The organism is Streptomyces beijiangensis (assembly GCF_017315755.1).
Classification (GTDB): Bacteria; Actinomycetota; Actinomycetes; order Streptomycetales; family Streptomycetaceae; genus Streptomyces; species Streptomyces beijiangensis.
Window position 1 is genome coordinate 16,523 of the sequence record NZ_JAFLRJ010000016.1, and the last position, 12,367, is coordinate 28,889.

General features: G+C 66.0%; 16 protein-coding genes. 15 read left to right on the plus strand and 1 reads right to left on the minus strand.

Annotated features, from left to right (window positions below; all coding sequences use genetic code 11):
• The first annotated feature begins 40 nt into the window (after positions 1-40).
• The 4 genes from rpsL (at position 41) to tuf (ending at position 4,397) form a co-directional block, all read left to right on the plus strand.
• The gene (gene rpsL / locus J0695_RS01950; protein WP_050372972.1) at positions 41-412 is read left to right on the plus strand and encodes a 30S ribosomal protein S12; all 372 of its coding nucleotides are present in this window, start codon (positions 41-43) and stop codon (positions 410-412) included.
• A gap of 2 nt (positions 413-414) precedes the next feature.
• The gene (gene rpsG / locus J0695_RS01955; protein ID WP_206959491.1) at positions 415-885 is read left to right on the plus strand and encodes a 30S ribosomal protein S7; all 471 of its coding nucleotides are present in this window, start codon (positions 415-417) and stop codon (positions 883-885) included.
• A gap of 38 nt (positions 886-923) precedes the next feature.
• Positions 924-3,053: an elongation factor G gene (gene fusA, locus J0695_RS01960; RefSeq protein ID WP_206959492.1), complete on the plus strand. Its 2,130-nt coding sequence runs from the start codon at positions 924-926 to the stop codon at positions 3,051-3,053.
• Between the two features lie 150 nt (positions 3,054-3,203).
• Positions 3,204-4,397 carry an elongation factor Tu gene (tuf, locus tag J0695_RS01965; RefSeq protein WP_206959493.1) on the plus strand — a complete coding sequence of 398 codons (1,194 nt, stop codon included), beginning with the start codon at positions 3,204-3,206 and terminating at the stop codon, positions 4,395-4,397.
• Positions 4,398-4,498: 101 nt separating this feature from the next.
• Here the strand turns inward: tuf and J0695_RS01970 are convergent, their stop codons facing one another.
• Complete coding sequence (locus J0695_RS01970; RefSeq protein ID WP_372445685.1) at positions 4,499-6,496, minus strand: PIG-L family deacetylase; 1,998 nt, start codon at positions 6,494-6,496, stop codon at positions 4,499-4,501.
• Between the two features lie 508 nt (positions 6,497-7,004).
• Between J0695_RS01970 and rpsJ the strand changes: the two genes are divergently transcribed.
• From rpsJ to rpsQ, 11 genes are read left to right on the plus strand one after another with little or no spacing between them, the layout of a single operon-like run.
• Positions 7,005-7,313: a 30S ribosomal protein S10 gene (rpsJ, locus tag J0695_RS01975; protein WP_014054162.1), complete on the plus strand. Its 309-nt coding sequence runs from the start codon at positions 7,005-7,007 to the stop codon at positions 7,311-7,313.
• 14 nt (positions 7,314-7,327) lie between these two features.
• Positions 7,328-7,972, plus strand: a complete 645-nt coding sequence (gene rplC, locus J0695_RS01980; protein ID WP_206959499.1) for a 50S ribosomal protein L3 — start codon at positions 7,328-7,330, stop codon at positions 7,970-7,972.
• Positions 7,973-7,979: 7 nt separating this feature from the next.
• Positions 7,980-8,633: a 50S ribosomal protein L4 gene (gene rplD, locus J0695_RS01985; RefSeq protein ID WP_206959500.1), complete on the plus strand. Its 654-nt coding sequence runs from the start codon at positions 7,980-7,982 to the stop codon at positions 8,631-8,633.
• Positions 8,633-8,953: a 50S ribosomal protein L23 gene (gene rplW / locus J0695_RS01990; RefSeq protein WP_206959503.1), complete on the plus strand. Its 321-nt coding sequence runs from the start codon at positions 8,633-8,635 to the stop codon at positions 8,951-8,953. Before rplD ends, rplW begins: the two co-directional genes overlap by 1 nt.
• A 40-nt stretch (positions 8,954-8,993) precedes the next feature.
• Positions 8,994-9,830 carry a 50S ribosomal protein L2 gene (gene rplB / locus J0695_RS01995; protein ID WP_206959505.1) on the plus strand — a complete coding sequence of 279 codons (837 nt, stop codon included), beginning with the start codon at positions 8,994-8,996 and terminating at the stop codon, positions 9,828-9,830.
• 12 nt (positions 9,831-9,842) lie between these two features.
• On the plus strand, positions 9,843-10,124 hold the full coding sequence (rpsS, locus tag J0695_RS02000) for a 30S ribosomal protein S19 (protein ID WP_206959507.1): 282 nt from the start codon (positions 9,843-9,845) through the stop codon (positions 10,122-10,124).
• Positions 10,125-10,165: 41 nt separating this feature from the next.
• Positions 10,166-10,513, plus strand: a complete 348-nt coding sequence (gene rplV, locus J0695_RS02005) for a 50S ribosomal protein L22 (protein WP_206959587.1) — start codon at positions 10,166-10,168, stop codon at positions 10,511-10,513.
• Positions 10,513-11,367 (plus strand): 30S ribosomal protein S3, encoded by an 855-nt coding sequence (gene rpsC, locus J0695_RS02010; protein WP_206959508.1) that lies wholly within the window; start codon positions 10,513-10,515, stop codon positions 11,365-11,367. The genes rplV and rpsC overlap by 1 nt, the downstream gene beginning before the upstream one ends.
• A gap of 5 nt (positions 11,368-11,372) precedes the next feature.
• Positions 11,373-11,792 carry a 50S ribosomal protein L16 gene (gene rplP / locus J0695_RS02015; protein WP_164264448.1) on the plus strand — a complete coding sequence of 140 codons (420 nt, stop codon included), beginning with the start codon at positions 11,373-11,375 and terminating at the stop codon, positions 11,790-11,792.
• Positions 11,792-12,016 (plus strand): 50S ribosomal protein L29, encoded by a 225-nt coding sequence (gene rpmC, locus J0695_RS02020; RefSeq protein WP_206959511.1) that lies wholly within the window; start codon positions 11,792-11,794, stop codon positions 12,014-12,016. The genes rplP and rpmC overlap by 1 nt, the downstream gene beginning before the upstream one ends.
• Positions 12,016-12,303, plus strand: a complete 288-nt coding sequence (gene rpsQ / locus J0695_RS02025) for a 30S ribosomal protein S17 (protein ID WP_206959520.1) — start codon at positions 12,016-12,018, stop codon at positions 12,301-12,303. Before rpmC ends, rpsQ begins: the two co-directional genes overlap by 1 nt.
• The last annotated feature ends 64 nt before the right edge of the window (positions 12,304-12,367 follow it).

The following is a 12,367-nucleotide window of genomic DNA, read 5'->3' on the forward strand; positions in this document are numbered from 1 at the left end:
AGGTTAGTTTCACCGACGGCACACAGAAACCGGAGACGTAGTGCCTACAATCCAGCAGCTGGTCCGGAACGGCCGGCAGGACAAGGTCAAGAAGAACATGACGCCCGCGCTCGAGGGTTCGCCCCAGCGTCGCGGTGTTTGCACCCGTGTCTTCACGACCACCCCTAAGAAGCCCAACTCGGCGCTCCGCAAGGTTGCGCGTGTTCGTCTGACCTCCGGCATCGAGGTCACGGCGTACATCCCGGGTGAGGGACACAACCTGCAGGAGCACTCGATCGTGCTCGTGCGCGGCGGCCGTGTGAAGGACCTGCCGGGTGTTCGTTACAAGATCATCCGCGGTTCGCTTGACACCCAGGGTGTCAAGAACCGCAAGCAGGCCCGCAGCCGCTACGGCGCCAAGAAGGAGAAGTAAGAATGCCTCGTAAGGGCCCCGCCCCGAAGCGCCCGGTCATCATTGACCCGGTCTATGGTTCTCCTCTTGTCACGTCGCTGATCAACAAGATCCTGCTTGACGGCAAGCGTTCCACCGCCGAGCGGATCGTCTACGGCGCCATGGAAGGTCTTCGCGAGAAGACCAACGCCGACCCGGTCATCACGCTGAAGCGCGCGCTTGAGAACGTCAAGCCCTCGCTCGAGGTCAAGTCCCGCCGTGTCGGTGGCGCGACCTACCAGGTGCCGATCGAGGTCAAGCCCGGCCGCGCCGCGACCCTGTCGCTCCGCTGGATCGTCGGTTACTCCCGCGCCCGTCGCGAGAAGACCATGACCGAGCGCCTCATGAACGAGCTCCTCGACGCCTCGAACGGCCTCGGTGCGGCCGTCAAGAAGCGTGAGGACACGCACAAGATGGCCGAGTCCAACAAGGCCTTCGCGCACTACCGCTGGTAGTCCCTACCCACCTCGAGACCGAGAGAAGACTGAGCCTTATGGCCACCACTTCGCTTGACCTGGCCAAGGTCCGCAACATTGGGATCATGGCCCACATCGACGCGGGTAAGACGACCACCACTGAGCGGATCCTCTTCTACACCGGCGTGAGCTACAAGATCGGTGAAGTCCACGATGGCGCAGCCACCATGGACTGGATGGAGCAGGAGCAGGAGCGCGGCATCACGATCACGTCTGCCGCGACGACCTGCCACTGGCCGCTCAATGAGGTTGATCACACGATCAACATCATCGACACCCCGGGTCACGTCGACTTCACCGTCGAGGTGGAGCGTTCGCTCCGCGTCCTCGACGGTGCTGTCACCGTGTTCGACGGTGTCGCGGGCGTCGAGCCCCAGTCCGAGACTGTCTGGCGTCAGGCGGACCGCTACGGCGTTCCGCGTATCTGCTTCGTCAACAAGCTCGACCGTACGGGTGCCGAGTTCCACCGCTGCGTCGACATGATCTCCGACCGCCTCGGTGCGGTCCCGATCGTGATGCAGCTGCCCATCGGTGCCGAGATGGACTTCCAGGGCGTCGTCGACCTCGTGACGATGAAGGCCTTCGTGTGGTCCGCCGAGGCGGCCAAGGGCGAGGCGTACGACATCGTCGACATCCCCGACACTCACGTCGAGGCTGCTGACGAGTGGCGTGGCAAGCTCCTTGAGACCGTCTCTGAGCACGACGACGAGATGATGGAGCTGTACCTCGAGGGCGTCGAGCCCACCGAGGACCAGCTGTACGCCGCCATCCGTCGTATCACCCTTGCTTCCAAGGGTGCTGCCGACTCGGTCACCGTTTCCCCGGTGTTCTGTGGCACCGCGTTCAAGAACAAGGGCGTTCAGCCCCTGCTCGACGCGGTCGTCCGCTACCTGCCTTCCCCCCTCGACGTCGACGCCATCGAAGGCCACGACGTCAAGGACCCGGAGAAGGTCGTCAAGCGTCTGCCGTCGGACGACGAGCCGTTCTCCGGCCTGGCGTTCAAGATCGCGAGCGACCCGCACCTGGGCAAGCTCACCTTCGTCCGGATCTACTCCGGTCGCCTGGAGGCCGGCACCTCGGTGCTGAACTCCGTCAAGGGCAAGAAGGAGCGCATCGGCAAGATCTACCGCATGCACGCGAACAAGCGTGAAGAGATCCCCTCGGTGGGTGCCGGTGACATCGTCGCCGTCATGGGTCTGAAGCAGACCACCACCGGTGAGACCCTGTGCGACGACAAGAAGCCAGTCATCCTGGAGTCCATGGACTTCCCGGCGCCGGTCATTCAGGTCGCGATCGAGCCGAAGTCCAAGGGTGACCAGGAGCGTCTGGGCGTCGCCATTCAGCGTCTCGCTGAAGAGGACCCCTCGTTCCAGGTGCACTCCGACGAGGAGACCGGCCAGACCATCATCGGTGGTATGGGCGAGCTTCACCTCGAGGTGCTCGTCGACCGCATGAAGCGCGAATTCCGCGTCGAGGCGAACGTCGGCAAGCCCCAGGTCGCGTACCGCGAGACGATCCGCAAGGCCGTCGAGCGTATCGACTACACGCACAAGAAGCAGACTGGTGGTACTGGCCAGTTCGCGAAGGTGCAGATCGCCATCGAGCCCATCGAGGGCGGCGACGCCTCGTACGAGTTCGTCAACAAGGTCACCGGTGGCCGTATCCCCAGGGAGTACATCCCCTCGGTGGACTCGGGCGCCCAGGAAGCCATGCAGTTCGGCATCCTGGCCGGTTACGAGATGGTCGGCGTCCGCGTCACCCTTCTCGACGGTGGTTACCACGAGGTCGACTCCTCGGAGCTCGCCTTCAAGATCGCCGGTTCGCAGGCGTTCAAGGAGGGTGCCCGCAGGGCGTCCCCCGTGCTTCTCGAGCCGATGATGGCCGTCGAGGTCACCACGCCCGAGGACTACATGGGCGATGTGATCGGCGACCTGAACTCCCGCCGTGGCCAGATTCAGGCCATGGAGGAGCGCAGCGGCGCCCGCGTCGTGAAGGGCCTCGTGCCCCTCTCGGAGATGTTCGGCTACGTCGGCGATCTCCGCAGCAAGACCTCGGGTCGCGCAAGCTACTCGATGCAGTTCGACTCCTACGCCGAGGTTCCGCGGAACGTCGCCGAGGAGATCATCGCGAAGGCCAAGGGCGAGTAACTCTTCCGAGTAGACGCTTTAGGCTTATCACCGGAGCCACTGGGGCATTCCGTACAATCCGTACAGAATGCCCCGGGCCCCGGCATCCCAGCAAAGATCACCTGGCGCCGATGAAGCAAGGCGTACAGAACCACTCCGCAGGAGGACCCAGTGGCGAAGGCAAAGTTCGAGCGGACTAAGCCGCACGTCAACATCGGCACCATCGGTCACATTGACCACGGTAAGACGACCCTCACGGCCGCCATTACCAAGGTGCTGCACGACGCGTACCCCGACCTGAACGAGGCTTCGGCCTTTGACCAGATCGACAAGGCTCCCGAGGAGCGTCAGCGCGGTATCACGATCTCGATCGCGCACGTCGAGTACCAGACCGAGTCGCGTCACTACGCGCACGTCGACTGCCCCGGGCACGCCGACTACATCAAGAACATGATCACGGGTGCCGCGCAGATGGACGGCGCGATCCTCGTGGTTGCCGCCACCGACGGCCCGATGCCGCAGACCAAGGAGCACGTGCTCCTGGCCCGCCAGGTCGGCGTTCCGTACATCGTTGTCGCGCTGAACAAGGCCGACATGGTGGACGACGAGGAGATCCTGGAGCTCGTCGAGCTCGAGGTTCGTGAGCTCCTCTCCGAGTACGAGTACGCGGGCGACGACCTTCCGGTCGTCAAGGTCTCGGCGCTCAAGGCGCTCGAGGGCGACAAGGAGTGGGGCCAGTCGGTCCTGAACCTGATGGCCGCCGTCGACGAGTTCATCCCGCAGCCCGAGCGTGACGTCGAGAAGCCGTTCCTGATGCCGATCGAGGACGTCTTCACGATCACCGGTCGTGGCACGGTCGTCACCGGTCGTATCGAGCGCGGTGTCCTCAAGGTCAACGAGACCGTCGACATCGTCGGTATCAAGACCGAGAAGACCACCACCACGGTCACCGGCATCGAGATGTTCCGCAAGCTGCTCGACGAGGGTCAGGCGGGCGAGAACGTCGGTCTGCTCCTCCGTGGCATCAAGCGCGAGGACGTCGAGCGCGGCCAGGTCATCATCAAGCCGGGTTCGGTCACGCCGCACACGGACTTCCTGGCCCAGGCCTACATCCTGTCGAAGGACGAGGGTGGCCGTCACACCCCCTTCTTCAACAACTACCGCCCGCAGTTCTACTTCCGCACGACGGACGTGACCGGCGTTGTGACCCTCCCCGAGGGCACCGAGATGGTCATGCCGGGCGACAACACTGAGATGAACGTTGCGCTCATCCAGCCCGTCGCGATGGAAGAGGGCCTGAAGTTCGCCATCCGTGAGGGTGGCCGTACCGTCGGCGCCGGCCAGGTCACCAAGATCCTCAAGTAATTTCTTGAGCGTCTGACCTGGTAGCTCGACACTGAGCACCAAGAGGGGCCCCGCACCGAGAGGTGCGGGGCCCCTTTGCTCTGTCCCGGTGCGGTACGGGGCTACACCGAGCGCGTCGGCCGCCACAGCCAGGGTCGCGCGTCCGGGCCCAGACCCACCACGCTCACGCCTCTCGGGCCGTCGTGCAGGGTCGGCCCGTCCAGGGCGACGACTCCCTCGGGCCGGGTCAGCACCTTGCCGTTGAGCAGGAGCTGGACCTGTCCTCGGTCGTCCTTGCCGAGCAGGGCGGGGCCCTCGGGCCTGCCCACGACCGTCAGCTTCGAGGTCGCCGGCCTGCGCAGGATCAGATCGACGGTGCCGTCGGGTGCGGGCAGCGCGACGGGGGAGTCCCCGGGCACCGGCAGGCCGGTGAGTCCTGGCGTCAGCGGCCGGCCCGGCGCGCTCTGCGTCCACTCGTGCACGGTGTCGCGTCCGGCCGCGTACACATGCACCCGCCCCGCGGTGTCGACCGTCGCGCTCAGCCCGTCCTGTACCTGGCCGCCGCCCAGGCTGCGCCAGGGGCCCCACTGGCCCGCGGCGCTCCGGATGCGCGTGCTGATGCCCTGCGCCGCGTTCCGTACGAAGAGATGGACCTGCCCGTCGGGTGCGGCCACCGCCACCGGCACGCCCAGACGGCGGCCGCGGTCGGCGGTCGTCTCCGGGTTCCCGAGACCGGTCCAGGGGCCGAACTCCCCGCCGGGCGTGCGCTGTTCGAGCACCACGATCTCGCGGGTGTTGTGGGACCCGTGCCCTGCGAGGGTGTCGAAGCGCAGTCCGAAGAGCAGCTGTCTGCCGTCCTTGAGGGCCGCGGAACCCAGGACGGGCGCGAGCGGTCCGCCGCCGAGGTCGTCGGGCGCCGACCACTGGCCGCTGCCGGGGGAGGTCTCGCGCCAGCGCACCGCGCGCAGGCCGAGCACGCCGTACGCGACGAGCCCGCCGCCGGGGCCGGTGCCGAGGGCAGGCCGCGGTCCCGGGTAGCGGTAGTGGGTGGAGCGGACCCAGCCCTTCTTGTTCCGTACGGGGGCGGTGCCGCCCACGCCGTAGTCGCCGCAGCCGCCGGGGTTTCCGCAGCTCCAGGCCGGGCTGCCGCCGTACGGGACGAGGTGCGATGCCTTCTGGCGCATGACGGCGGCGGGGAGGTTCTTGGGCCAGTGGCGGTTGTAGTAGCCGCGGAAGGCGGTGGCCACGAAGGCGGGCACGTCGCCGCCGTCCCTGGTCGACTCGGCGACCCAGCGGATCATCGCCGCCCAGCTGAAGGAGGCGGTCGCCGTGTGGTCGGCGTGGTCGGAGTAGCCGGGCTGCTCGCTGTCCCTGATCCGGGCGGCCGTGGGGCTGTGCTGGATGTCCGGGTCGGGGTCGAGGGTCTGGACGACCGTGGGGCGGTAGGTGCTCATCAGGCCGGTCAGGGCGTCGACCAGTTCGTCGTAGTCGTACGCCTGGGCCTTCTGCAGCGGCGAGTCCTCGGCCACGACGGTGCGCAGGTTGAGCCCCCTGGACTGCCAGAGGGTGGGCAGCCCGAGACGGCCGAAGGAGAGGTGCATGGCGGTGTTGAGGAAGATCAGCTCGACCTTGCGGCCGTCGGCGGCGAGGGTGTCGATCTCGGCCAGGTGGCCGCCGCGGAGGGTGGTGACGCCCTTCTGCCAGGGGGTGAACCGGTCCAGGCCGAGCAGGGTCGCGTACGCCTGGCGCAGGCCCTGGTGTCGGGCGGAGGAGTAAGCGGCCTTGTCGGGCGGGGGCTTGGGGCCGCCGGGCGCGCGGTTGACGCCGGTGTGCTCGCCGCCGGTGGTGTAGACGCAGACCAGTGAGGTCCCGCCGTCCAGCATCCGCTGGGTGTCCGGGTTCATGAAGTACAGGTCGTCGTCCGGGTGGGCCATGATCTGCATCACCAGCCGGCTGTGGCCCGCGGAGATCGCCTTGCCGGGCAGCGGGTCGGCCTGCGGCGCCTTGCGGCGGGGGGCCTCTGGGACCGAGCAGGCGGTGAGCGCCAGGCCGGCGGCGGTGGCTCCCAGACCGGCAAGCAGGACCCGTCGTGGCAGGTCAGAACCGTGCAATGTGCTCAACGAGCCGCTCCGTCCGAGCCCCCCGCACGGGCCGTCCCGTGCTCGTACTGACCTGTGTGACGGGGAATTTTGCCCGGGGGTTGCTTCGGGGATGCGGCATGTGCGTCGAATGCACTCGGGTGAGGTACTCTCTCCGGCCGCGATTGGCGTACGCAGTGCCCCATATGGCACACTGTTCAGGTTGCTCGGTTTGAGTGCCGATGCTGCGCGTCTCCCGTCGGGAGAACCGGAAGCGAGTCCCACAGTACTCGTCGACCTCTGTCGCAAGGCAGTGCAGGTCGGACGTACGGGAATCTTTCGGGAAGTGCAGTGAGGTGCCGGACCAGGCGCCCGGTGGGTGATCCATCCCCGGCCTGCGGTCGTTTCGGTCCGCGAACCCTTGGTAGGGAAATCCTTCGGGATATCCATGCGGGGGGAACGCGACACACCCGACCGCGTGGGTCGGAGGACGATCGCAGAACCGACCGGGTACCAGAGCGTTTCCAAGAGACAGGACTACGAAGTAGCCATGGCGGGACAGAAGATCCGCATCCGGCTCAAGGCCTACGACCACGAGGTCATCGACAGCTCGGCGAAGAAGATCGTCGAGACGGTGACCCGCACTGGTGCGTCGGTCGCAGGCCCGGTGCCGCTGCCCACTGAGAAGAACGTGTACTGCGTCATCAAGTCCCCGCACAAGTACAAGGACGCGCGGGAGCACTTCGAGATGCGCACGCACAAGCGCCTCATCGACATTCTCGACCCCACCCCGAAGACGGTTGACTCGCTGATGCGTCTCGACCTGCCGGCTGGCGTCGACATCGAGATCAAGCTCTGAAGGGACGGGCCGAGATGAGCAAGAACATCAAGGGCGTCCTGGGCGAGAAGCTCGGCATGACCCAGGTCTGGGACGAGAACAACCGGGTTGTCCCGGTGACCGTCGTCAAGGCCGGTCCGTGCGTCGTGACGCAGGTCCGTACGAACGACAACGACGGCTACGAGTCGGTCCAGATCGCCTTCGGCGAGATTGACCCGCGCAAGGTGAACAAGCCCCTCAAGGGTCACTTCGCCAAGGCCGACGTGACTCCCCGCCGCCACCTGGTGGAGCTCCGCACCCCTGACGCCAGCGAGTACACGCTGGGCCAGGAGATCACTGCTGGAGTCTTCGAGTCGGGCATCAAGGTCGATGTGACCGCGAAGTCCAAGGGCAAGGGCTTCGCCGGTGTCATGAAGCGTCACAACTTCAAGGGCGGCAAGGCATCTCACGGTGCCCACCGCGTGCACCGTAAGCCTGGTTCCATCGGTGGCTGTGCCACCCCCGGCCGTGTCTTCAAGGGCATGCGCATGGCGGGTCGCATGGGCAACGAGCGGGTCACCACCCAGAACCTGACCGTCCACGCCGTTGACGCCGAGAAGGGTCTGCTGCTCATCAAGGGCGCCGTCCCCGGTCCCAACGGTGGCCTCGTCCTGGTCCGCACTGCGGCCAAGGGGGTTTGAGGAACCGATGAGCACCATTGACATCCTTTCGCCGGCAGGCGACAAGACCGGTACCGTCGAGCTCCCCGCGGAGATCTTCGACGCCAAGGTGAGCATTCCGCTGCTCCACCAGGTCGTTGTCGCACAGCTGGCCGCTGCCCGTCAGGGCACGCACAAGACCAAGCGTCGCGGCGAGGTCCGTGGTGGTGGGCGCAAGCCTTACCGCCAGAAGGGCACCGGCCGCGCCCGTCAGGGTTCGACCCGCGCTCCGCAGTTCGTTGGCGGTGGCGTCGTTCACGGCCCGCAGCCGCGTGACTACTCGCAGCGGACCCCCAAGAAGATGAAGGCCGCCGCTCTGCGCGGTGCCCTCACCGACCGGGCCCGTAACGCTCGTATCCACATCGTCACCGATGTGGTCGAGGGTGCGGTTTCCACGAAGGCCGCCAAGTCCCTGCTGGGCAAGATCAGCGAGCGCAAGCACGTGCTCCTGGTCGCGCACACGTCGGACGAGGCCGCGTGGCTGTCCGCCCGCAACCTGCCCCAGGTGCACCTCCTGGCGCCGGGCCAGCTGAACACGTACGACGTGCTCGTCTCCGACGACGTGGTCTTCACCAAGGCCGCCTTCGAGTCCTTCGTGTCTGGCCCCAAGGCCACCACTGAGACCGAAGGGAGTGACGTCTGATGGCTGAGACCGTCACCAGCAAGACCTTCACGGACCACCGCGACATTCTTGTCAAGCCGGTTGTCTCCGAGAAGAGCTACGCGCTGCTCGACGAGAACAAGTACACGTTCATCGTCGCGCCCGGCTCCAACAAGACCCAGATCAAGCAGGCCGTGGAAGCGGTCTTCTCGGTCAAGGTCACAGGGGTCAACACGATCAACCGGCAGGGAAAGCGCAAGCGGACCAAGACCGGTTTCGGCAAGCGCGCTGACACCAAGCGCGCCATCGTGACCCTTGCCGAGGGCGACCGTATCGACATCTTCGGCGGTCCGACCGCCTGACGGCGGTCTGGATCGTCCGGAATCGGACGAGGACTGAGAAATGGGAATCCGCAAGTACAAGCCGACTACGCCGGGCCGTCGTGGCTCCAGCGTCGCCGACTTTGTCGAGATCACGCGGTCCACGCCGGAGAAGTCGCTGGTTCGCCCTCTGCACAGCAAGGGCGGCCGTAACAACACCGGCCGGATCACGGTTCGTCACCAGGGTGGCGGCCACAAGCGCGCCTTCCGAGTGATCGACTTCCGTCGTCACGACAAGGACGGCGTGCCGGCGAAGGTCGCTCACATCGAGTACGACCCGAACCGCACCGCCCGCATCGCGCTGCTGCACTACGCAGACGGCGAGAAGCGCTACATCATTGCCCCGGCCAAGCTGGTCCAGGGCGACCGGATTGAGAACGGCCCTGGCGCCGACATCAAGCCGGGCAACAACCTGCCGCTGCGCAACATCCCGGTGGGTACGACCATCCACGCCATCGAGATGCGTCCCGGCGGCGGAGCGAAGATTGCCCGTTCCGCGGGTTCTTCGGTCCAGCTGCTGGCGAAGGAGGGCGCTTACGCCCACCTTCGTATGCCGTCCGGTGAGGTCCGCCTGGTCGACGTCCGCTGCCGCGCCACGATTGGCGAGGTCGGCAACGCCGAGCAGTCGAACATCAACTGGGGCAAGGCCGGCCGTATGCGCTGGAAGGGCGTACGCCCGAGCGTTCGCGGTGTGGCGATGAACCCGGTCGACCACCCGCACGGTGGTGGTGAGGGTAAGACCTCCGGTGGTCGTCACCCGGTCTCCCCGTGGGGTCAGAAGGAGGGTCGTACTCGCTCGCCGAAGAAGGCATCGAGCAAGTACATCGTCCGCCGCCGCAAGTCGAACAAGAAGCGCTAGGAGCGGGTTTAGATGCCGCGCAGTCTCAAGAAGGGGCCTTTCGTCGACGGACACCTTGTCAAGAAGGTGGACGTACAGAACGAGGCAGGCTCCAAGAACGTCATCAAGACCTGGTCCCGGCGCTCGATGATCATCCCCAGCATGCTGGGGCACACCATCGCGGTGCACAATGGCAAGATCCACATCCCGGTGTTCGTCACCGAGTCGATGGTCGGCCACAAGCTCGGCGAGTTTGCGCCGACCCGCACCTTCCGCGGCCACGTCAAGGACGACCGCAAGTCAAAGCGCCGTTAAGGCGGGGTGCAAAGACTATGAACGACACCGAAGGGACAACCATGGAAGCCAGGGCCCAGGCGCGGTACATCCGCGTCACGCCCATGAAGGCCCGCCGCGTGGTGGACCTTATCCGTGGCATGGATGCCACGGATGCTCAGGCGGTCCTGCGTTTCGCCCCGCAGGCCGCGAGCGTGCCGGTAGGCAAGGTGCTTGACAGCGCCATTGCCAACGCCGCGCACAACTACGACCACCCTGACGCGTCTTCGCTGGTCATCAGCGAGGCGTACGTGGATGAGGGTCCGACCCTGAAGCGGTTCCGTCCGCGTGCTCAGGGCCGTGCCTACCGGATCCGTAAGCGGACCAGCCACATCACCGTGGTCGTCAGCAGCAAGGAAGGAACCCGGTAATGGGCCAGAAGGTAAACCCGCACGGGTTCCGGCTCGGCATCACCACCGACTTCAAGTCGCGGTGGTACGCCGACAAGCTGTACAAGGACTACGTCAAGGAAGACGTCGCCATCCGCAGGATGATGACGTCCGGCATGGAGCGCGCCGGCATCTCGAAGGTTGAGATCGAGCGCACCCGTGACCGTGTGCGTGTGGACATCCACACCGCGCGTCCCGGCATCGTCATCGGCCGCCGTGGCGCCGAGGCCGACCGCATCCGCGGCGACCTCGAGAAGCTCACGGGCAAGCAGGTGCAGCTGAACATCCTCGAGGTCAAGAACCCCGAGATGGACGCTCAGCTGGTTGCTCAGGCCGTTGCCGAGCAGCTCTCCTCCCGCGTCTCCTTCCGTCGCGCCATGCGTAAGAGCATGCAGGGCACGATGAAGGCCGGCGCCAAGGGCATCAAGATCCAGTGCGGCGGTCGCCTCGGCGGCGCCGAGATGTCCCGGTCCGAGTTCTACCGCGAAGGCCGTGTGCCGCTGCACACCCTGCGCGCGAACGTGGACTACGGCTTCTTCGAGGCCAAGACGACCTTCGGTCGTATTGGCGTCAAGGTCTGGATCTACAAGGGCGACGTCAAGAACATCGCCGAGGTCCGCGCCGAGAACGCTGCGGCCCGTGCGGGTAACCGCCCGGCCCGTGGTGGTGCCGGTGGCGGCGCTGATCGTCCGGCCGGTGGCCGTGGCGGTCGCGGTGGCGAGCGTGGCGGCCGTGGCGGCCGCAAGCCGCAGCAGTCCGCGCCGGCAGCAGAGGCCCCCAAGGCCGATGCTCCCGCCGCCGCTGCTCCGGCTGAGAGCACCGGAACGGAGGCCTGACCGACATGCTGATCCCTCGTAGGGTCAAGCACCGCAAGCAGCACCACCCCAAGCGCAGTGGTATGGCCAAGGGTGGTACTGAGGTCGCATTCGGCGAGTACGGCATCCAGGCTCTGACGCCCGCGTATGTCACGAACCGCCAGATCGAGGCCGCTCGTATCGCGATGACCCGCCACATCAAGCGTGGCGGCAAGGTCTGGATCAACATTTACCCGGACCGTCCGCTCACCAAGAAGCCTGCCGAGACCCGCATGGGTTCCGGTAAGGGTTCTCCCGAGTGGTGGATCGCGAACGTCAAGCCCGGTCGGGTCATGTTCGAGCTGTCCTACCCGAATGAGAAGGTCGCTAAGGAGGCGCTCACCCGCGCCGCCCACAAGCTTCCGATGAAGTGCCGCATTGTGCGGCGCGAGGCAGGTGAGTCGTGATGGCGGCCGTCACTAAGGTGACCGAGCTGCGCGAGCTGAACGACGAGGACCTCGTCGCCAAGCTTCGTGAGGCCAAGGAAGAGCTGTTCAACCTCCGCTTTCAGGCGGCGACCGGACAGCTCGAGAACCACGGTCGGCTCAAGTCCGTCCGTAAGGACATCGCCCGGGTCTACACCCTGATGCGTGAGCGCGAGCTCGGTATCGAGACGGTGGAGAGCGTCTGATGAGCGAGAAGACTGTGACTGAGACGACTGAGAGCAACCGCGGCTTCCGCAAGACCCGTGAGGGTCTCGTCGTCAGCGACAAGATGGACAAGACCGTTGTCGTCGCTGTCGAGGACCGCGTGAAGCACGCGCTGTACGGCAAGGTCATCCGCCGTACGAACAAGCTCAAGGCTCATGACGAGGCCAACGCTGCGGGCGTCGGCGACCGCGTTCTCCTGATGGAGACCCGGCCGCTGTCCGCCACGAAGCGGTGGCGCGTCATCGAGATCCTCGAGAAGGCCAAGTAAGCAGGTAATTCCCGTCAGGGAATTGCTGTGAACACAGCCTGAGGGGTTTCCCTCAGGCAGGTTC

What these genes read in the sequence shown, in the direction of transcription:
- rpsG (WP_206959491.1), top strand. Translation starts at nt 415, where the DNA reads ATGCCTCGTAAGGGCCCCGCCCCGAAGCGCCCGGTCATCATTGACCCG.
- fusA (WP_206959492.1), top strand. Translation starts at nt 924, where the DNA reads ATGGCCACCACTTCGCTTGACCTGGCCAAGGTCCGCAACATTGGGATC.
- rpsJ (WP_014054162.1), top strand. Translation starts at nt 7,005, where the DNA reads ATGGCGGGACAGAAGATCCGCATCCGGCTCAAGGCCTACGACCACGAG.
- rplC (WP_206959499.1), top strand. Translation starts at nt 7,328, where the DNA reads ATGAGCAAGAACATCAAGGGCGTCCTGGGCGAGAAGCTCGGCATGACC.
- rplD (WP_206959500.1), top strand. Translation starts at nt 7,980, where the DNA reads ATGAGCACCATTGACATCCTTTCGCCGGCAGGCGACAAGACCGGTACC.
- rplW (WP_206959503.1), top strand. Translation starts at nt 8,633, where the DNA reads ATGGCTGAGACCGTCACCAGCAAGACCTTCACGGACCACCGCGACATT.
- rplB (WP_206959505.1), top strand. Translation starts at nt 8,994, where the DNA reads ATGGGAATCCGCAAGTACAAGCCGACTACGCCGGGCCGTCGTGGCTCC.
- rpsS (WP_206959507.1), top strand. Translation starts at nt 9,843, where the DNA reads ATGCCGCGCAGTCTCAAGAAGGGGCCTTTCGTCGACGGACACCTTGTC.
- rplV (WP_206959587.1), top strand. Translation starts at nt 10,166, where the DNA reads ATGGAAGCCAGGGCCCAGGCGCGGTACATCCGCGTCACGCCCATGAAG.
- rpsC (WP_206959508.1), top strand. Translation starts at nt 10,513, where the DNA reads ATGGGCCAGAAGGTAAACCCGCACGGGTTCCGGCTCGGCATCACCACC.
- rplP (WP_164264448.1), top strand. Translation starts at nt 11,373, where the DNA reads ATGCTGATCCCTCGTAGGGTCAAGCACCGCAAGCAGCACCACCCCAAG.
- rpmC (WP_206959511.1), top strand. Translation starts at nt 11,792, where the DNA reads ATGGCGGCCGTCACTAAGGTGACCGAGCTGCGCGAGCTGAACGACGAG.
- rpsQ (WP_206959520.1), top strand. Translation starts at nt 12,016, where the DNA reads ATGAGCGAGAAGACTGTGACTGAGACGACTGAGAGCAACCGCGGCTTC.